The sequence below is a fragment of the Vibrio sp. YIC-376 genome (assembly GCF_052353105.1).
In the GTDB taxonomy this organism is placed as follows: Bacteria; Pseudomonadota; Gammaproteobacteria; order Enterobacterales; family Vibrionaceae; genus Vibrio.
Window position 1 is genome coordinate 181,380 of the sequence record NZ_JBBWFK010000008.1, and the last position, 21,415, is coordinate 202,794.

Consider the following 21,415-nt stretch of genomic DNA (forward strand, 5'->3'; position numbering starts at 1 on the left):
TTTTTAAATGGTCAAAAAAAGCCGCACAAACTTTACGTCTGTACGGCATGAATCAATAAAATCTGAAATAAACTAAGATCTGGCTATGCGGTGTTATTCGTTGACCCGTTCAAATTTCACCAACATCGCCGTTTCGGCATCTAAAATCGGCATGGTTAAGCCCACTTCCGCACACCAAGCACCGGAGAGCTCGCAATCCGACTCTGTCCATGGAGGCTGATAATTAACGATATCATCGTAATTCGAAGGCTTATCTAACACAGAAACTCGATATATCCCCTCAGGATCTAAACCCGGAACTCGTAAATGACCGCTGAGTGAATTGGTCGGCATCGCGAGCTGAGCGATCATTACCACAGCCTCGGATTGATCCTCAGAAACAACCGCATGAATCTGATGGGCTTTATCATCAGTTGGTACTCGCCATGTTCTGCCACTGTGCAGCAACGGACGCAATACTTTGTGTAGCCTGATGTAGCGCTCAAAGCCCTGCTTTTCTTGTTGTTCTTCTTTTACCGGGTCCAGCTCTATGCCCATGTGACCAAACAGAGCGGTTAGCCCACGAAACTCAATACTGTGACGACGACGCGTGCTATGGCAATGGCTGGCTCCGATATGGCTCCCCATGACTTCAGGCGGGAAGAAGTAGCTCATACCGCGTTGAATGGTTTGACGTTCAAGCGCATCGTTGTTGTCCGAAGCCCAGAAACGATGTGTACGTTTTAATACTTCGTAATCAATACGGCCGCCACCAGCCGCACACGATTCGATCTCAACGTGTGGATGTTTTTCACGTACTTTATCCACTAACTCATAGTAGCGTTGAGTTTGCTTGTGCGCTGCCGCTCGACCAAGGTGACCCGGCTGAACAACTTCACGGTTCATATCCCACTTGATGTAAGCAATATTGTAAGTCGACAGGAAGTGATCCAATCTTTCGAACAAGAAGTTAAAGGCGTTATCATTTTGCAGGTTAATCACATACTGATTGCGACCTGTCGGCTGATCGTATCCATCTACTGCAAGTAACCAATCTGGATGCATGCGGTACAAGTCAGAATCTTTGTTGATCATTTCTGGCTCGAACCACAAACCAAACTCCATACCCAGTACATTTACGTGGTCAACAATCGGTTGCAAGCCATTTGGATACTTGGATTCACATAAGAACCAATCCCCTAATCCTGCTTTGTCGCCATTGCGACCTTTGAACCAGCCGTCATCAATAATGAATCGCTCTACCCCCATTTCTGCCGATTGAGTGGCCATCGACATGATGTATTGCGGATCATGGTCGAAGTAAATGCCTTCCCATGTATTCAAGTGAATCGGACGCGGTTTGTCGCTAAAGTTACGAGGCAAAATTGCATCGCGGACGTGAGAATGGAAGTGATGGCTCATGCCATTCAAACCTGCACTGCTGTGGCTTGCGTACAGCCAAGGCGTAGTTACGCTTTCACCTTCTTCTAACGCTACTTCACCCGGTAGATAAATCACTTCTGCCTGCATGTAGCGACGTCCATCAGCTTTCACATCCGCGCGCAATCTGTGGTTTCCACTCCAGGCAAAATGGAATCCCCATACGTAACCAATCATTTCATCAAAGTGAGCCGTACCTGCAACAAGTGCAGGGTAATGCTCATGAGAGGTACGACCGCGGCGATTTTCTTGTTGGTAACCCCCCTGAGTTAAAGGTTGACGGACAGTCTGGAACTCATGTACCCAGCGTCCGTAATACGTCATCAACTCATTTGCTCTTGCTGGCAACGGAAGTGTATTAGCAAGACGATTTACATGATACGTCCCCGCTTTGATGTTCGTTAGCGTGTGACGGGTCCTGACCACATCATGCTCATCCATCTCCAAAATGGTATTTAAGCGCAGACCGGCAACAGTGTCTTCACTCTCGATAACAATGCAGTTTGTACTCTGTTCAATTCGAGTAATAACAAATACGGGTGCCCAATCCTGCCCATCGCGATGGCCTTCCAATCCAGGGCTACTGAACACTCCGCGACCAAGCTCAGGATTCAGAGTCATGGATACGTCTTTGTCTAAACGTCCATAAGGCACCGGACGTTGTAGAGTGACACGATAACCTCCAAGGTCACCACTTACCTTCTGTCCCCAATGCAGAATCTCCGCATACTCACCCAGCTCTACGATCAGTTGAGTCTCTTTACCTGCTAGCTCAATCAGCGTTGTGTCCGTCATCTTTCTTACCTTGAAACTGAAATTTACGTCGCATCATAATGAAAAGAACAAAATAATCTGTGAGCCAAGCCTAAATCATGGAAACGTTTACAGATAAATTTTTTATATTAAAGCGACAGCCATTTGGCCTACCACCCTCCTATATTTAACTCCTGCCAGAAAGAGAATATAAGTTTTTATTGTTGTAAAAACGGATAACCAAAATGAGCTAACCATTTGTAATAAATAGAACAAGCCCTATAAATCTTACAAGTAATAATGCAAATAAGGCTAAAGTCCACGCAGTTAAACCTTCAAACTCTTGCAGTGATTAAGCGACACTCGTATTCTTAATGCTTCGAGATTCATAATGAAGTGTCTCTCTTGGGTCCTAACTTTATATCCCAGCTTGACGATTCAGCATGTAGTTATGTGCATTATGCCCGTGAACGACTTGTTGTTTATACTTCCTTGTCTCACATGCCCAATTGAGTTCAGTTGGGCTCTCTTTCATCCTATTACACTCATCAAAATCCGCCCTGATAATTCACCAACCTAACAACCTAAAAAACATCAACTCATCCTTTCATACGAAAACGATTCCACAAGAAATACGTCCAAAACCCATCAAACCAAGCTAATAAAGCGATCCAAATCACACAAAACTACAAACAACCCCTATTCAGAGCAAAAATGCCAACCTCATCATGAAAACGTTTCCAGAGTTTCTTTACACTGCTCGCCGAGTTAGGACTCAAATAAAAAATAAATCCATAAATAAAAATAGAATGGAGACACTTCATGAGACAAAAGACGCTTGTAAGAGCGCTTGGGTTAACCCTTGCCCTGGCACCGCTTGCTAGTATGGCTGCAGTGGAAAACGTGACTTACTTTGGCTACGCCAAATGGGGCAATATCTACACAGATAACGACGAACACAACGATGGCAAAGGCGAACGTAACGACGTGATTCGCGCAGGCCAAGGTTATGGTAATTACCGCTTGGGTAACGAGCTGAACTGGTGGGAAGCGGGTGTAAAAGCTGACGTATGGCAGCAAGGCGATGCGTACTTTGATACCACTCTTTATCTGGGCAGTGGTGAAAGTTGGGGTGACGTAAGTTTGATCCAAATGTGGTCAGCTGGTTACGGACTATTCGACGATCAAGAAGAGGCTTCCATCTGGGCGGGTGAACGTTTTTACCGCCGTCATGAAGTGCACATGATCGACATTAAATACTGGGACACCTCAAGCACCGGTATCGGTATTGAAAACTGGGATCTTGGTTTTGCTAAAGGCCATTTTGCGTGGATGGCGCCAAATTCGAGTGCAGATGGACGTAGCTTACACAATTTGGATGCACGCTTGAGCGGTATCGAATTAAGCGACAGCGCAGATCTTACCGTCGGTCTGAATTACGTTTTCACCCAAAACTCAAGCTACGACGAGAGTGACATCACCACTTCTGGTGCAATGTTTTCTGCCCTTTATCGTCAAGCCTGGAACTATGGTTCAAACACGTTTGCATTCCAATACGGCACTGATGCGCTTGCGGGTGGTTTAATGAGTGCAGAAGGCGGCTCTAATCGTAAATACAGCACTGGCGTAGAACACGATGGTTACAGTTGGCGAATTTTTAACTCAGGTGATCTGAACGTCAATGAAGATTTCCAAGTGATGTACTCCATCGCCTATCAAGACAATAACCTGGATAACAACGAAGGCGAAAAGTGGTTTAGCGTGGGTGCCCGACCTCAATACAGCTGGACAGAATATATGGCGACCGCACTGGAAGTAGGTTACGAGTCAGTAGAAGCACAAAACGGTGCTGGCACAAATGATATGTACAAAGTCACGCTGGCGCAGATGTTCCAGGCTGGCAAAGGAGTTTGGGCTCGTCCGTCTCTGCGTTTATTCGCAACATACTCAGAAAAAACCGATGAATGGAATCGCGGTGGTGACGTTTATGGCGACTCACAAAGCATAGGCAAGAGCGACGTAGATGAAGTGACATTCGGCTTTAACGTCGAAACATGGTGGTAATGCACCAAGGCTACTATTTTTGAACGCAATGGGGTGAGAGATTCGCTCACCCCGTAAAAGGACAAAACCGATGAAACTAAAACCGTTGGCAACTCTACTCATGGCACTGTCTCTTGGCGCATGCAGTAGCTTACCAGAACAAGCCTTTAATACTGACTTGAACACGCAGGCTTGTTGTTCAGCATTAGACGCATTACCTTTGACGGCACTGTCGACGCCTTTCCACCAGCAAGTGGTTATGGACGCCAATTTGCCAACATTGAGTGCCGCAGTTTTATCTGGTTCAGAAACCGCTTCATCACAAGCACTTCCTGTAACGAGCTACCGAATTACAGCGGATACGCCTTTCTCACTGTTAGTTCGTTCTTATATCGATAACAATGCACTATTTGCTGCGAACATTCGTATTTATGACGGCAACTGGCAGCTAATTTCCAGCTACTCAGCTGAAACTTTCGACTACCAAACGACAGGAATGCGCGGATTAGAACGCATTGAGAGAGTCGTCACTATCAATCCACAACTTAATGGCGCGAAATACATTGTTATCGCGTCAGATAATGCTCTGCTTGGTACGGAGTTAACACGCATTCATCCTGAACAAGTCTACGCAGATTCACAAAATATTATCGGTAACAAGCAATTACTTCTCACTGCAGAATACCAACCATTTGGCGTGATTGACGTAACCACCAGTGCGTCGGACAACAATGCGGTACTGACACTCTTGGCAGAACTCGGCAAGAATCCTGATGTTCAACAGCACGGGGAAGTGTCACACGCATCAGTAACAGAATCCTCACAAGAGTGGGCACACTACCGGGAACAAATTGATGCGGCTCTGGAAGAGAACAACGTAAAACAAGCAGCAGAAATCGCAAATAAAGCCGAAGAACAAGGCATTCCCCAAGCGAAAGACTATCTCGTGAAGCAGTTAGCTAAATAGCGAGACAAATACAAAGATTTATTCATTACGAGCGTGATTGACGTAATGAAGCAAGATTAAAAATAAAAAATTAAGTAGGAAACATGATGGCATTTTCAGATATTATTCAACGACGCGATTGGGAAAACCCACAATCTGTGAATATTCACTGCCTGAAAGCACATAGCCCGCTTTCTAGTTATCGCAATATTGACCATGCCCGTGACGATATTCATGCTCAGCGACAATCTCTAAATGGTCAGTGGAAGTTTAAGCTATTCGAAGCGCCAGAGCAGGTCGACGGCGAATTCATTAAAACGCACTTCAATGATACCCATTGGGATGAAATTACTGTTCCTTCAAACTGGCAGATGCAAGGTTACGACAAGCCTATCTACGCCAACGTCAAATATCCATTTGAAGTGAACCCTCCGTTTGTACCAGCAGACAACCCAACCGGATGTTACCGCACAACGATTTCTCTTACTGACGAAGAACTTACAAATACACAACGCATCATTTTTGACGGCGTTAACTCAGCTTTCCATTTATGGTGTAACGGTAATTGGGTTGGTTACAGCCAAGATAGCCGACTTCCAGCTGAATTCGACCTTACACCTCACCTGATCGCAGGAGAGAATACTCTCGCAGTCATGGTGATTCGCTGGAGTGATGGTAGCTACTTAGAAGATCAGGACATGTGGTGGTTAAGCGGCATTTTCCGCGATGTGACATTATTATCTAAACCACAACACTGTATTGAAGATGTGTTCATCACTCCGGATCTGGACGCCTGCTATCGCGATGGTTCTTTGTCTGTCGTGACCCATATTTCAGCGCCAGACACATACCAAGTTCAGGTTCAGTTATTTGATGGCGAGCACGCCGTAACGAAGCCTCGTATCGACACACCGAATAATCGCCGGATTGACGAGCGCGGTTCATGGAATGACGTTGTGTTTCAAAACCTGCACGTGGATGATCCGCAAAAGTGGACGGCAGAAACACCAAACCTATATCGCCTTGTTGTCTCTCTACTGGACGAAAATGGTACACATCTGGAAAGCGAAGCCTACCAAGTTGGTTTTCGTAAAGTAGAGATCACCGATGGGCAATTGAAGTTAAATGGTCAACCACTGTTGATTCGCGGCGTGAACCGCCATGAACATCACCCTGAGCTCGGACATGTAATGACCGAAGAAGACATGGTTCGTGACATCTGTTTAATGAAACAGCATAACTTTAATGCGGTACGTACCTCCCACTACCCGAATCACCCACGTTGGTACGAGTTGTGTGACCAATACGGCTTATATGTATGTGATGAAGCAAACATTGAGACTCATGGTATGCAGCCGATGAACCGTCTGTCGAGCGATCCACAGTGGGCAAACGCCTACATGAGCCGCTACACGCAAATGGTCATGCGCGATAAGAACCACGCATCTATCATTATCTGGTCTTTGGGTAATGAATCTGGTCATGGCAGCAACCATAACGCCATGTACGCTTGGTCTAAGCACTACGATCCATCACGTCCTATCCAGTACGAAGGTGGCGGCTCAAATACTACGGCTACCGACATTATTGCGCCAATGTATGCACGTGTGAATACGGTAATCGAAGACGAAGCGGTACCTAAGTGGCCGATCAAAAAATGGATTTCATTACCAAATGAAACACGTCCTCTTATCTTGTGTGAATACGCTCATGCGATGGGCAACAGCTTAGGTAGCTTTAACGAGTACTGGGATGCTTTCCGCGAGTTTCCTCGCCTGCAAGGCGGCTTCATCTGGGATTGGGTAGACCAAGGCTTGAGTCAATGGGATGAAAATGGCAAGCACTTCTGGGCATACGGCGGTGACTTCGGCGATGAAATTAATGACCGCCAGTTTTGTATCAACGGGCTGATATTCCCTGATCGCACCGTGCATCCAACATTAGAAGAAGCAAAATATTGCCAGCGCATGATCACCGTATCACTCCAAGAGCAAACAAAAGAGCGTTGTAAACTGCTAGTCAACAATGAAAACCTTTTCCGCTCCACAGATAATGAACAGCTGAACTGGTCACTATTGGAAGACGGCAAAGTGATTAAGTCTGGCTCAGCACTGCTTGATATCGAAGCCAATAGCCAAGCCCTGTTGGAAATCGAACTAAGCTTCGAACCTAAAGCAGATGCTGTGTATCACTTAAACACGGACATTACCTTAATAAAAGAGACACCATGGGCTCCTGCGGGTCACGTTTGCGCGACAGAACAATGTTCTCTGCGTAACAATTCTGGCCTGGTGATACCGAAACTGGAATCAAAACCAATTCCTTCTTTGATTCAAAAAGATAACGCAATTTTGGTCTCGAGCTTAGATGAGGAATATAAATGGCGCTGGGATCGTCACACAGGCTTACTGGTTGATTGGCAAGTAAAAGGTAAAACTCAAATGCTGGCTGCACCGCAAGACAACTTCTTCCGTGCTCCGCTGGATAACGACATTGGCGTAAGTGAAGTTGACAACGTCGATCCTAACGCTTGGATATGCCGATGGGACATGGCTGGTATTGGTCAGTGGGAACGTGAATGTGTGGCTTGCCAAAGCGAGACGCTTGAGCAGGCAGTACAAGTGACATCTATCTATGCATACCACTTCAAAGGAGACGTGCAGGCTATCACGACTTGGATTTATACCCTAAACAATGATGGCAGAATGCAACTGGACGTTGATGTGAAACTGGCGGATAACTTACCTCCTATGCCACGTATTGGTTTGGAAATGCAATTGCCACTACAAGAGCAAAATACGACGGTAACGTGGCAAGGTTTAGGTCCGTTTGAGAACTATCCGGATCGTTTAGCTGCTGCGCGCTTTGGTCTGCACACTCAAACATTGGAACAAATGCACACGCCTTATATCTTCCCTACGGACAGTGGATTGCGCTGTGGTACTCGGAATTTAGAAATTAACGACCTGATCATTTCTGGTGATTTCCAGTTCAGTGTTAGCCAATATGCGCAGCACGCTTTGGCGGCAGCGAAGCACACCAATGAGATAGTCAAAGAAGAAAAGGTTTATCTGCGTCTGGATCATAAACATATGGGTGTAGGTGGTGATGACTCTTGGAGCCCGAGCGTACATAAGGAGTTCCAGCTTACCGACAATCACTATGCATACCGAGTCTCGTTTCAGCCCGCTCAATAAGGCGCTCTAGACAACTCTGTCGTTTCAATCCCCAAATTCCGGTTTGGGGATTTTTTATTCAAATCAACCTGTAATAAGTACAAAACCTTGAAACACAGCCACTATTCTTATCTCACTAATTGAGTTCCTACTACCTTCATAGTTAAATAGCTGAAAATTAATATTATGAGTTCCCTATGGCTACCATTAAAGACGTCGCAAAAGAAGCTGGAGTATCGATTGCTACCGCATCTCGCGTGATCAATAACGCCCCTCACACCAGTGAAGCTGCCATTATTGCAGTAAAAGAAGCAATGGAAAAACTGGGCTATCGCCCTAATGCCAATGCTCGAGCTTTGGTCAGCAAATCTTCGAATGCGATTGGTGTGTTAGTCAACGACGTTTCCGCCCCTTTCTTTGGCACCATGGTTAAAGCCATCGATACCATCGCTAGTGAGCAAGAAAAACAACTTCTCATCGGCAGTGGATATCACGATGCGATCAAAGAACGTAACGCGATAAACTTGCTGATTAACAGCCAATGTGAGTCTTTAGTTGTTCACAGTAAAGGGATGAGTGACTCGGAGCTTTGCAAGCTAGCAAAAGAAATTCCGGGTATGGTGTTAATCAACCGTATCGTTCCGGAGATTGCATCTCGCTGTATCGCATTAGATAACCGAAGGGGCTCTTACATCGCTACCGAGCATTTGATTCGCAATGGCCACAGGCACATCGGCTACATTTGCTCCAGTCACGATATCGAAGATGCTCGCGACCGACGAGAAGGTTATCTGGACGCTCTGCGTGATAACGGTATCGAAATCCGTGAAGAGTATATTGAATACGGTGAACCCGATGAAACTGGTGGTGAGCAAGCCATGGTGAATCTACTGGCTAAGAACGTTCCAATCACAGCTGTCGCCACCTACAACGATTATATGGCTGCAGGCTGTATGACCCTTCTACAAGAAAACGGCATTCGAATTCCTGAAGATATGTCTGTGATTGGTTTCGATGACGGTCATATAGCCCGTTATATTTACCCTCGCCTCACCACGATTCGCTACCCGATTCAGGTCATGGCCAACGAGGCAGTGAAGCTCTCTTTACAATTGGTCAACTCAGAAGAAGCGGAACGAACCGAGCACAAGCTCTTTATGCCTATTTTAGTCAGGCGCTCGTCCGTGAGCAGTATTAAATAACCCGAATGCTAAATACTCATGATTAGTAGGTTTATTTTATTTAATTTGCACCCAACTTATTTGCGCGCAATATAAATAACACTGTTTAAATTATCCGTACTAATTAGTCACTACCAAAGAATTATAATTTGTGTTAAATGCTTTGCCTTATATAAGCATCTCCTGTAAAACTGAGCATTGTTTGGATAAATGATTTACAATTCTATTCCATGAGTACTCAACCTAATTCACGTCAGCTAATTGCATGTGAAGAATGCGGTCTTGTTGTTCGCATCCCTGACATTGAGCAAGAACAGAAGGCAGAGTGCCCTCGCTGTTCACACCCGCTCACCAAAATTAGCGCCAAACCTTATCAAAGGGCCATTGCCATTTCGTCGGCATGTTTGATCATGCTCGTGCTCAGTATCTCGTTTCCTTTTATGTCCTTCAGTGTCCAAGGGCTATCCCAAGAGATCACTTTGTTACACGCAGCAAAAATGTTAGCGGAGTTCCAGAATGTCCTACTCGGCATTTTGCTATTAGCGACGGTTATCATCCTGCCAACGATCTACGTAGGTTTGATTCTCTTTCTCCATTTTGAAGCATTAAAGACACATAAGCGCCCACCATCTAAAAAGCAACAACGGATGGCAAAAGTCTTGTGCCGTATTTTATTTAAGGTTCAACCCTGGCTAATGGTTGATGTGTTTTTGATTGGCGTGTTGGTCAGCTTAATCAAAATCGCCTCTCTTGCAGATATCGGTATGGGAAGTTCGTTCTGGGCTTTCTGCGTATATACAGTTTTGGTCGTAAAGTGTATTTCGATGGTCGATAAAAGTTGGTTATGGGGACACTTTATTCCTGCGATCGAACTACCAGACGTCGCAGAAGGTGATACCCACCACAACCATAATCATATTGGTTGCCATACATGCCACCAGATTAACCACATTGATGATAAGTTCTGCGTTCGCTGTAAAAGTTCGCTTCACAAATACAACCCTGCGGACAACCTACAAAAAGCATGGGCGCTTTTGTTTGCTTCAGTTGTTTTTTATATTCCGGCCAACCTCTACCCGATGATGTACACCGTCAGCCTAGGTCATTCAGAAGGTTCGACCATCATGGAAGGCGTGATACTACTTTGGCATCTAGGCTCCTACCCGATTGCCATGGTGATTTTCTTCGCCAGTGTGTTTATTCCGATGGCGAAAATGTTGACACTGGCGTGGTTGTATTATCAAGCTCAAAAAGCGCAGTACCTTCCAACAGAAGAAAGTATTTCACGCTTGAAGATATATCGTTTAACTGAATTTATTGGCCGTTGGTCAATGATTGATATTTTTGTTGTCGCTATTTTGGTTGCACTGGTTCAGTTGCAAAATCTTATGGCGATTTATCCTGGCCCGGCTGCACTTTCTTTTGCTGCTGTGGTCATTTTCACCATGCTCTCTGCAATGATTTTTGATTCTCGCTTATTGTGGCAATTACCACAAAGTGATGTGCAAGAGCCTATGCCTGAAAACTTAAAAGAGAAAACCAAATATGAGTGATGAGAACAACGCAACCGCTCAAATAAAACCGCAAAAGCAGGTTTCTGCCATATGGATTGTTCCGATCCTTGCGCTAGTCATGGGAGCGTGGATGCTGTTCCAATACATCAACAGTACTGGTCCACAAATTACATTACAGCTACCAACCGCTGATGGAATTGAAGCGGGTAAGACCGAAATCAGAGCGCTTAACGTTAAAGTGGGCGTGATTACAGAAGTCACCCTCAGCGAAGATTACGGCCACATCATTGCCAAAGCGCAGATGAACAAAGACGCAGGGCGTATGCTCCGGAACGATACGATGTTTTGGGTCGTGAAACCTCGAATTGGTCGAGAAGGTGTATCAGGATTAGAAACTCTGCTATCTGGTGCTTACATTCAGCTTCAGCCTGGGAAATCAAAGAAAGAGAAAGAAAAGTTTACGGTGCTGGATGTGCCTCCGGTTGCCGCTCCCGATGCCGAAGGTCGGAGACTAGTATTAACTCACCGTGAAGCTGGAAAACTGGGTGTAGGCGCCCCGGTTATATATAAAGGTTTTACCGTTGGACGCGTCGAAAAAACCAGTTTTGATGTCGATTCTCGTAAAGCGCTTTATCAGCTATTTATCTTTAAGCCTTACGACAATTTAGTCCGTACCCGAACCAAGTTTTGGCTCAATTCCGGCTTAGATTTACAACTTAATACCGAAGGCTTTGAATTAAAATTCGGCTCTCTTGAAAGCATACTTACTGGTGGCGTGACCTTTGATTCCATTCCGGGTATGGATTCTGGTGATCCGTTAACGGAAGATATGGCAAATTTCCGTTTATATGACGATGCTAAGCAGCTACGTGAAGGCATGTACGACGAATACATCGAGTTTGTCATGCTGTTTGACGAATCTGTTCGTGGCCTCAAAGCGAAAGCACCTGTTGAGTACCGAGGTCTGCGCATTGGTACGGTAATGCGAGTGCCGTTGCGCTTCCCAACTCAGGAAGAAAGTTTTTCAGTGAAAAGAATTCCTGTATTGGTACGTATCGAATTAGGTCGCTTGTTCGAGCACTTCCACACGGATTCAATGTCTGACTACAGCGAAAAATTGAAACTGGAGTTTGCCAAAGGTCTTCGTGGTACGTTGAAAACAGGTAGCTTGATTACTGGGGCACTGTACATTGATACTGATTTCTATCCAGATGCCGAGAAATACGTACCAGACGAGTTTTTGGGCTTAGAGGTATTCCCTACCATGCGTGGCGGATTTGCTCAGGTTCAGAAACAAGTGAATGACTTCCTGGATAAACTCAATAAGTTGCCAATGGAAGACACACTAACGTCGCTAAATGAAACACTGAAAACCTCAGAACGTACATTGGCGTCAGCAGAGCGTGTGGCAAACAGCATTGATAAGTTGTTGAGCCAGAATGATACCCAGCAGATCCCAGCTGACATTCGCCAGAGCCTGCAACAACTGCAAAAAACTCTGGACGGTTACGGTCCTAATTCAACCATGTACAGTGAAATGGAATCCACACTCAAAGAACTAGAGAATGTGATGACAGAATTTAAGCCAGTGCTTAAGCAGCTTAACGAAAAACCAAACTCATTAGTGTTTGGAGAAGATGAAGTCAGCGATCCTGTTCCGGTCAGAGGGCAACAATAATGAAACGTGTATTTCTTTTAGTTTCTGCACTATTAGCCGGTTGTAGCAGCGCACCGGAAACGACAAGCTCGATGTATCTTTTACCTGCAGCCGAGTCTCAGAAGTTAAGCAGTGCGGTGATGGCAGAACGTCCTCTGTTGGTTGTTCGCCCTGTCGAACTGGCTAGCTACCTCAACAATAGTAGTATTGTTTATCGCACGTCTGAATCTCAGATTATTCAAGCGAAACACAATCAATGGGCACAAAGTATTTCAGAGCAAATAACTCAACGTGTCATTGACGATCTTCGCCAAAAGCAAAACCACTATTGGCCAGTTAAAGTACATAGCCTCCTAGACCAGAGTGGCGAAAATAAGCTGCAACTAAGTTTGAATAAGTTCAATGGGAATTATCAGGGTAATGCTGAACTGGAAGGAGAATGGATGCAGATTGATGCCGATGGCAAAGTAAAACGCCGTTCTCAAGTGAAAATCTTAATGCCTTTGCAGGATGAAGGTTACGACGCTTTGGTGAAAGCATTATCAGATGGTCTGAGTAACCTCACGGATAACATTGCCCAACAGCTGTAATTCACTTAGCTATAAACAAAAGTAAGGGGAGCATAATGCTCCCCTTTTCTCTTGTTCAGAACGCTATCTCACGAATATGGTTCATTAACATGTAACTCATAGCGTTTGATGCTTTTCGGTGGCTCGCAGGTATCAAGTACACTCGTTTCATCAAGTAAGATCCAGTCCCTGCGATGCGCTACGCCTAACTTCTTAGCATTGCTCATATCAAAGCAATCCATTTCGTGTTCACTTTGAGTCAATATGTAACGTTTTGGTTTCTCTTTCATCCACAACCAAGCGTTTCGCTCTTGATCTTTACGCTCCGATAAATAACTGAAATGGGTTAAAGATACTGGCGAAAATAGCAAGAACTGTTCTTTAAATTTCGTGAGTCCTAACTCCCCATCTTCACCAATCGCTTTATGCGCTTCAGCCATAATTTCTTTTGCTGGCGTGCGGATTGGGTTGAGCAGCATGTAACCAGCAACACTATACCAAACCCATGTTAGCGACAGAGCAACCCAAAATGCACCAATAGCCGGAACGGAGCGAGATTTGAAAAATGCCAATACCCAAATGATCGCAGCAACCAAAAAGAACGCCGCAAAAGGCAATGCAGAGTTATAGTCATCTAAATGTTTGGTGATTGATTTCACCTCCAGCGCTACCATCACTGCGCCAACAAAAAGAACCACACCCATTACAAGCGTTAGAGCTTTAAGTAATTTGTTTGTCCATGATGGCCAGGACTGATGGCTGAAAGCATAACCAGCCAAGATAGCCATCATTGGCAACGCTGGCAAAATATATACTCCGCGCTTGCCTGGGCTGATACTAAAGAAGATAACAACCAGCACAATCCAAGACAGCAGACTAATAAGAACCGGAGATAGACGTAATTGTTTCCAGAAATTCTTATTGAAGAATGCAAAGTACAGTGGAAACCACATAACGGGGATGACGCTTACAACGAAATAATGCCATGGCTGTATGTGTCCCCAAGAGTTCGCATAGCGCTCGCCGGTTTGCTTAAACAAGATATTATTTTTATAAGCCACAAAATCAGGATTATTGCTCGTTTCTACAAGCGACATCATCGGTATAAACCAACATGCGATAGTAGCTAGCATGAATACAGGACCAAGCAATAGTTTCCAAGTTACCGAGTCATTGAATCTGTGCTTACCGGTAAAGTGAAGAGCCAAAATTGGCAGCAAGAACAATAACGGAAGGAACCCGACGCCTTTAGTGATAATGCCTAGCCCCATGAAAACCCATGCAAGACAGTACCAAGCCCAACTGGCTTTAATAAAGAAATGCCGTAGTAACCCATACATGGAGATGGTAATCCAGGCTGCAACCATGGCATCTATTTGAGCTGCTTTAGACTGAATAATAAATTGCGGAGCAAGCAATAATAAAAAACCAACATTTCGAGCGGTTTTTACATTCCACAGTTTTGCGGAAATGTCATAACAGCAAACTAACGCAATTAAGCTAACAATCGCATTAGGCAGCATAAATGTCGCTTTTATGCTTCCTGTTAACCAGTAAAATACAGCCATCGACCACATAAACACTGGCGGCTTATCCGGATAAAGCTCTCCACCTCGTGTTGGAAAGAACCAGTTACCGGATTGAACCATTTCACGTGCAACTTCAACAAAGCGTGGTTCATCAGCAGGCCAGGGGTCGCGTAAGCCGATCCCTGAAAAAATAATGATCGTTGCGAGGATTAACAAAAAGTATAGGGTTTGGTAATAGTCTTCATTCTGCCAAACTTGCCTGCACTTAGTGACAACTGGATTCATAGTTCCTCTTCCATATTTAATAGTTCAACGCGGCTCTTAATATGATCTCGATAAAGAAAGCCTGTAAGGACAGCGCTTATCACTCCAAATAAAACACTGAGATAGATCATTGAATTACTTGACGATTGAATACCCGCCCCCATGAGCGCAAAGATTATGATTTGTGGGAGATAACCAATCAAGCTTGCAGAAAGAAATGCAACAAAAGGTACGCGAACGCTACCTGATAAGACATTAGTAACCACGTTATTTCCAATCGGAAATAAACGTAAAAGTAATATTTTATAAAATGGTTTACGGCTGGCAAATGAATTAAATTTAATCATTTTTTTTGGAAAGTGGCGATATAGCCAATGTGCAAAAATGAACCTGGCACAATAATAATTTAAAGTAGCGCCAAAAATACAAGCCAATAATGTTAAGATCACACCAAGATTAATATTATATAAATAGCCAAACACTAATGCGATAGCTTGCTTTGGTCCACTAAAAGTTAAAAATACCACACTGAAAGCGAATATAACTACTTCACCTGTCATACCATTTTGCTGAATATAACCAAGCAGCCAGTTTTTATCCGTTAAATGGACCAAAACGGGGTTATCAATTTGATTCGCAATCAAAACCCCAACTGCAATCAGTAAAAAGAGTTTTATCCACTTCATTGCTTTTGATTTGCACAACTAACAGCTTTAACCATTGGGTTTTTAGTACGTCTTTGTAGCCAAATAACGCCAAACAAATCCACTATACCAACCCACGCTCTATTCCATGCGTTGTAATTGGAGATCCCAGCCTCTCTGTCCCTATGCGCGACTTGGTGAACAACAATTTCGCCATCAAGTGACTTAATCAACGCTGGCAGAAAACGGTGCATGTGATCAAAGTATGGTAAACGCAAATAAGTCTCTTTAGGGATGATTTTCAGGCCACAACCAGAATCTGGCACGCCATCTCCCAATAAAGCGTGACGAATTTTATTAGCTACTTTTGACTGAAAGCGAACCCAAGCTGTATCTAATCGTTTCGCCCTATAACCCGCGATACAGAAGTGCGGATTTTTAACTTTAGCGGCAAGCTCAAGCATACTTGGCATGTCTGACGGATCGTTCTGGCCATCAGCATCTGAGGTGATAATCCATTCACCTTTCGCGTGTTTAACGGCCGTTAAAACAGCAGTGCTCTGCCCACAACTTTTCTCATGGCTTACAACTTGTAGGTCACAACCGCACTCCTGTGCGGCCTCAAGCGCTTCCTTCACGGTATTATCGGTACTGCCGTCATCAGTAATCACAATTTCTACTTCAGAATAAGCCTTCAGGCTATCATGAATCTCTTTAACTAACTTTCCGATATTCCCTTGTTCATTTTTGGCAGGGATAACGACTGATATACTCGGCAACATTCACACTAACCTTGTTCAAACATGCTTTAGAGATAAACCCTATAGCAATACAATAACTCATTTTACTTGTTATAAAACTCTCGGTACCAAGAAACAAACTCTGCAATACCTTCTTTTATCGATACCGCTGGTCTATATCCAGTCACCGCATAAAGATCTTCAGTATCCGCGTACGTCCGATACACATCCCCCGGTTGCATTTCTCTGAAGTTCTTTTTAGCTTCAATACCGAGCTCATCTTCTATCCCCTTAATAAAATCCATAAGATTGATAGGTGAACCATGACCGATATTGTATACCGCGAAAGGCGCAGAGCTGCTCGCTGGTGATCCGCTCTCCACCTTCCATTGTTCATTTTTGGCAGGAATGACATCTGCGATGCGTACGATACCTTCAACAATGTCGATAATATGTGTAAAGTCACGCCACATATCCCCATTGTTGTTGATGTCGATCGTTTCTCCTTCCAGTATCTTCTTGGTGAAGATAAAAGGAGCCATGTCGGGACGCCCCCAAGAACCATATACTGTGAAAAATCGTAATCCAGTAGTAGGAATTTGATAGAGATGAGAATAACAATGAGCCATTAACTCATTCGATTTTTTTGTCGCGGCGTAAAGAGAGACTGGATGATCAACGCTGTCTGACGTAGAGAATGGGACTTTATTATTCAATCCATAAACGGAACTGGAAGAAGCGTAAATCAAGTGTTGAATGTTATTCCGACGACAACCTTCGAGTATATTTAAATAGCCTGTTAAATTAGATTCAACATAACTATGAGGGTTTTCTATTGAATATCTCACGCCTGCTTGTGCAGCAAGATGAATGACTCGATCAAAATTCTCTTTTTCAAACAGAGCTTCTATTTCTTCTTTATCTGAAATATCAATAGGAAAAAAACGAAATGACGGGTTATTTATGAAATGTAATCTTGCATGTTTGAGCTGTACATCATAGTAATCATTGAGATTATCAACTCCGACCACTTCGTGCCCTAGTGCATTAAGTTTTTTAACAGTTGCACTACCAATAAAACCAGCAGCGCCGGTAACTAAGTACTTCATAAAGCCAAACCCAAAAATCCATCAAGTAAAAATAGTAATAATTTGTTGAAATGTAAAGTTTATTAACAAAATATAATTTATGAGATGGATTAGAAATCATATGTTGTGATATTGCTCTAGAATATTCTGAAATCATCGGTAACAAAACCAATTTAACGGTTCAAAAAAATCAGATTATGACCTTTGTCACACTTTTTATTCATTTAATATTTATGCAATAGAAACATAATTTTTACTTAATCTAGATAATAAAACTAATTTTAGATTAATATACTCAAGTACATTAATATGAAGGGCTAATTGTTTTTTTTCATCCATTATAATGCTTAATAAATTAAATAAGAATAAATATCATTACCTTATCTAAGACAGATAAGCGAATAGAACAACTTGATCTTCATCAGTCCACCACTTATTTTCTGATGCTATTCTACCAAGAAATATAAAACTGTATTACATGTTCAGTTTTTCACCATAGATAAGATTTTAGAGTAGCAATGTCAATTAACATTTCGGATCTATCCAGTGCACTAAACAAGGTTGAGCACATTCATAAAGTTCAACTAGAAAATGTTCATCGTTTTTTCAAAACAAACGAAGCTTTCTCAGTAAAAACATTTAATTACATCATCTCGAGTGACTCTATCGATGAACGGTTTAAAACAATCGACCAAGCATTTTCTTCGCTTGGGGATGTGAAAACCTATCTTTTAGAGGCTTCATATTTGGTTAGATAGTCAATCCAGGAAACGCGATAATAAAAAACCCCGAATCATCGATCCGGAGCTTCTATTTATAAGTTAAAACGATAACTATAACTTGTAACGATCATCAACAACGCTCACTTCAGGGAAAGTTTCGCCGTTTTTCATCGCTTTTTCCGTTTCTTTCTTAACTTCAGGATCAATCCAAAAGTTACCAATATCCATTGGATGAAGAACCCATTCCGTTGCCTTAGTCATTCCATCTTTTGGAATTTTCACCCAACGCCAATGAGCCACACGCGAATAAGGCACCATATACCCAGGAACGATGATGTTTGCTTGGGTCACATAATCTTGAATCTGGTGTGATAGATCGAAACGTTTTTGCTGATCAAACTCAGCATCATATGCCTCGATCAACTTGTCCAGTTCAGGACTACTAAAGTTAGTATGAGCGTTAGTCTGAGGCTTATTCGCGTTATCTGAGTGCAAATACTCCCAGTATGCCGGAATTTCACCCGATCCCATGTTCAAGAACGCCAGTTGGTGTTTTTTCTCTAGGATGTACTTAAATGCTGACGAACCGTCAACCAGATTAAGTGTAAACTCAAGGCCAGCCAATTTGGCTTGCTCTTTCAGAAAAGCGATGCGAGGCGTATAGGAGTTCGATCCGTATGTGATTGCAAAGCTTAAACGTTGGCCCTTGTCATTCACACGAATGCCATCTGCTCCAATGGTATCAAAACCTGCTTTTTCAAAATGCTTAACTGCCGCATCCACATCAAATTTTGGTGGTGTATTGTTTGGATCATCGTATTCACCGTGTCCAAAACCCAGGCCATGAGGCTTACGTGAGTAATCGCCGCGCATGATGTTTTCAATCATACCGTCGAAGTCGGTAGCCACCATAATACCTTTGCGCACTTCAAGATTATCAAGCAAAGGCATCGCTGTATTCATCCATATGCCACCCGCGCCTTGAGGAGCTTGGTTGAATCCCCAATATTTCTCAATGTAACCGTTCTTATAAACGTCACCGTTCGTTTTATCGTGCCAGTAACTAGGTAATACCATTTCAAAGTAATCCAGGTTGCCTTTTTCAAAGTGCTTCAGGGCAATATCAGGATCGCGAATGACAGTAATACGCACTTTGTCAACGTTGTAGCGATTCTTATAGTAACGGTTGTTATAACCCCACCAATCCTCTCCAACGTGTTTGAACGTTACGCTTTTGCCCTTTTTCACGTCATCCAGGTAATAAGGTGCAGCCGTCGGTTCTGCGTTGAAGTTAAACTTGCGGACGAAGTTATCTGGCATGCCATCTTTATTTTCGTCTTTTTCACCTTCAAAGAAGTGCTTTGGACGAGGCTGAAAACCATTACTCGGCATATTGATCATCACCATAAGAGAGTCATGGCTCTGTGCAACAGCTAGGTTAACACGGATGGTATAGTCATCGATCTTTTCTACGCTCACGATACTGTTCGTGAAGAAGTCGTTGTACCAAGGGTCAATAATGTCTTTCGACGTGTAGTACTGCATCATAAACACGTAATCGTCGGCGGTAATCTTCTCACCATCAGACCATTTTGCGGTTTCATCTAGCTTAAAATAAACCGTTTTATTGTCTTCACCAAACGCCCATGCCTTCGCAAGTTGTGGAATCCATTTGCCAGTATTTGGATGGCGTTGAGCCATTTTGGGGGTGCCGTCCATTAGGTATTGACGCAAGCCGGAATTGGCATCAGGACCAACACTACGTAATGTCTGTGGAAAGCTTTCGATATAAGTACGGTAAGTGCCACCATGAACTGCTTCTTCTGAAGCAAACAGGGGCTCGTTATTATTTGAGGTCCATTCAATATCAGCTGGCAATTCAGCCGCATTCAGTTGAAAACTGGCAGCGGTTAATATCGCAAGTACTGAAAATGGCAGTTTCTTTGTCATTTTTCTTCCTTGTTATGATTGCGATCTAAGGCTGGTACAAGGAAGACCGTGAGTGAAGCTCACAAAATCTGCGAGAAATATTGCACGCAAATAAGAAAGTAAGAGGAGTATAATATGAAGCGACGTCCTGACAACTTCTATATTGATATCAATGAGATTCACTAGGTCATCCTAGACCTTACAACGCAGTAAATGCATCCTCGACATAGTATTCGTAACCTATTTGTAACGCAACCCATCAATAACACATGCTTGCATTTTCTGTTTATCATAGCTCGTTATGTTGTGAAACTGTGACCGATATAGTGTTATGCCCTAGCCCAAAGCCGATTGACCGTAGAGCATTAAACCTACTCCTAAAGTTGCCTGATTTAAAATCAAAAAGGCGAAGCATTAATGCTTCGCCTTATTCATATCGAGATATGATAATTACATGTTCGCCAAACTGTCGTTGATTGACTTCAATACCGCTGCCGGATCTTCCGCCTGAGTGATAGGGCGTCCAATGACAAGGTAATCAGAGCCAGCTTGAATTGCGTCAACTGGTGTCATAATACGACGCTGGTCGCCTTGCTCAGATCCAGCAGGACGGATGCCAGGAGTCACCAACTTAAACTCTTGACCAAGCTCGCCCTTCAATAACGAAGCTTCTTGCGCTGAACATACAACGCCATCAAGGCCTGAATTTTTCGTCAGAGTCGCCAGGCGAATCACTTGCTCTTGAGGCGCAACATTCAAACCAATACCAGCCAAATCACTCTGTTCCATACTGGTGAGCACGGTGACACCAATAAGCAGTGGACGATCTTTACCATACGGTTCAAGAATCTCACGTGACGCTGTCATCATGCGTTCACCGCCGCTTGCATGAACATTCACCATCCAAACACCCAGTTCAGCCGCTGCACGCACTGCTTTTGAACAAGTATTTGGAATATCATGAAATTTCAAATCCAAAAATACTGAGAAGCCACGTTTGTGGAGTTCACGTACGAAATCAGGACCAAATAGTGTGAACATCTCTTTGCCGACTTTTAAACGGCATGACGCAGGATCAATGCGATCTACAAATGCAAGCGCATCCGCTTGGTTATCATAATCCAGTGCGACAATAACTTTTTGGTCGATCATTTCATCTCCTAATTATTTTGTTACTTTTTTACTTATTAAACATAAGGCTAAAAAAATGCAGCGGACAAATAACCTGTCAGCTGCATTAA

At 43.5% G+C, this 21,415-nt stretch carries 15 protein-coding genes; 8 read left to right on the top strand and 7 right to left on the bottom strand.

What is annotated here, in order from left to right; all coding sequences use genetic code 11:
* Positions 1-93: 93 nt before the first annotated feature.
* Positions 94-2,214: an alpha-galactosidase gene (locus tag WJM94_RS16380; protein WP_444495259.1), complete on the bottom strand. Its 2,121-nt coding sequence runs from the start codon at positions 2,212-2,214 to the stop codon at positions 94-96.
* Positions 2,215-2,994: 780 nt separating this feature from the next.
* Between WJM94_RS16380 and WJM94_RS16385 the strand changes: the two genes are divergently transcribed.
* The 7 genes from WJM94_RS16385 to WJM94_RS16415 all read left to right on the top strand — a co-directional run bounded on the left by WJM94_RS16385 (position 2,995) and on the right by WJM94_RS16415 (position 13,279).
* Positions 2,995-4,236 (top strand): carbohydrate porin, encoded by a 1,242-nt coding sequence (locus WJM94_RS16385; protein ID WP_444495260.1) that lies wholly within the window; start codon positions 2,995-2,997, stop codon positions 4,234-4,236.
* A 70-nt stretch (positions 4,237-4,306) separates the two neighbouring features.
* A complete protein-coding gene (locus WJM94_RS16390) occupies positions 4,307-5,182 on the top strand; it encodes a MalM family protein (RefSeq protein ID WP_444495261.1) in 876 nt (291 codons plus the stop codon).
* 83 nt (positions 5,183-5,265) lie between these two features.
* Positions 5,266-8,358, top strand: a complete 3,093-nt coding sequence (locus tag WJM94_RS16395; protein ID WP_444495262.1) for a beta-galactosidase — start codon at positions 5,266-5,268, stop codon at positions 8,356-8,358.
* Positions 8,359-8,534: 176 nt separating this feature from the next.
* Positions 8,535-9,539 carry a substrate-binding domain-containing protein gene (locus tag WJM94_RS16400; protein WP_444495263.1) on the top strand — a complete coding sequence of 335 codons (1,005 nt, stop codon included), beginning with the start codon at positions 8,535-8,537 and terminating at the stop codon, positions 9,537-9,539.
* A gap of 209 nt (positions 9,540-9,748) precedes the next feature.
* Positions 9,749-11,071 carry a PqiA/YebS family transporter subunit gene (locus tag WJM94_RS16405; protein WP_444495264.1) on the top strand — a complete coding sequence of 441 codons (1,323 nt, stop codon included), beginning with the start codon at positions 9,749-9,751 and terminating at the stop codon, positions 11,069-11,071.
* Positions 11,064-12,710, top strand: a complete 1,647-nt coding sequence (gene pqiB, locus WJM94_RS16410) for an intermembrane transport protein PqiB (protein ID WP_444495265.1) — start codon at positions 11,064-11,066, stop codon at positions 12,708-12,710. Before WJM94_RS16405 ends, pqiB begins: the two co-directional genes overlap by 8 nt.
* The gene (locus WJM94_RS16415; protein ID WP_444495266.1) at positions 12,710-13,279 is read left to right on the top strand and encodes a PqiC family protein; all 570 of its coding nucleotides are present in this window, start codon (positions 12,710-12,712) and stop codon (positions 13,277-13,279) included. Before pqiB ends, WJM94_RS16415 begins: the two co-directional genes overlap by 1 nt.
* 68 nt (positions 13,280-13,347) lie before the next feature.
* On the opposite strand, the gene WJM94_RS16420 is transcribed toward WJM94_RS16415, so the two are convergent.
* The 4 genes from WJM94_RS16420 to WJM94_RS16435 all read right to left on the bottom strand — a co-directional run bounded on the left by WJM94_RS16420 (position 13,348) and on the right by WJM94_RS16435 (position 17,544).
* Positions 13,348-15,072, bottom strand: coding sequence for an ArnT family glycosyltransferase (locus WJM94_RS16420; protein ID WP_444495267.1), 1,725 nt, complete (start codon positions 15,070-15,072; stop codon positions 13,348-13,350).
* Positions 15,069-15,737, bottom strand: a complete 669-nt coding sequence (locus WJM94_RS16425) for a TVP38/TMEM64 family protein (RefSeq protein ID WP_444495268.1) — start codon at positions 15,735-15,737, stop codon at positions 15,069-15,071. Before WJM94_RS16425 ends, WJM94_RS16420 begins: the two co-directional genes overlap by 4 nt.
* Complete coding sequence (locus WJM94_RS16430) at positions 15,734-16,477, bottom strand: glycosyltransferase family 2 protein (protein WP_444495269.1); 744 nt, start codon at positions 16,475-16,477, stop codon at positions 15,734-15,736. The genes WJM94_RS16425 and WJM94_RS16430 overlap by 4 nt, the downstream gene beginning before the upstream one ends.
* A gap of 62 nt (positions 16,478-16,539) precedes the next feature.
* Complete coding sequence (locus WJM94_RS16435) at positions 16,540-17,544, bottom strand: NAD-dependent epimerase (RefSeq protein WP_444495270.1); 1,005 nt, start codon at positions 17,542-17,544, stop codon at positions 16,540-16,542.
* Positions 17,545-18,041: 497 nt separating this feature from the next.
* Here WJM94_RS16435 and WJM94_RS16440 point away from each other — a divergent pair, with 497 nt between their 5' ends.
* Entirely contained in the window at positions 18,042-18,281 is a 240-nt protein-coding gene (locus tag WJM94_RS16440; protein WP_444495271.1) for a hypothetical protein, read from the top strand.
* A gap of 75 nt (positions 18,282-18,356) precedes the next feature.
* Here the strand turns inward: WJM94_RS16440 and WJM94_RS16445 are convergent, their stop codons facing one another.
* Together WJM94_RS16445 and pyrF are read right to left on the bottom strand one after the other, a co-directional pair.
* Positions 18,357-20,195 (bottom strand): extracellular solute-binding protein, encoded by a 1,839-nt coding sequence (locus tag WJM94_RS16445; protein WP_444495272.1) that lies wholly within the window; start codon positions 20,193-20,195, stop codon positions 18,357-18,359.
* 429 nt (positions 20,196-20,624) lie between these two features.
* Positions 20,625-21,326 carry an orotidine-5'-phosphate decarboxylase gene (pyrF, locus tag WJM94_RS16450; protein ID WP_444495273.1) on the bottom strand — a complete coding sequence of 234 codons (702 nt, stop codon included), beginning with the start codon at positions 21,324-21,326 and terminating at the stop codon, positions 20,625-20,627.
* Between the last annotated feature and the right edge of the window lie 89 nt (positions 21,327-21,415).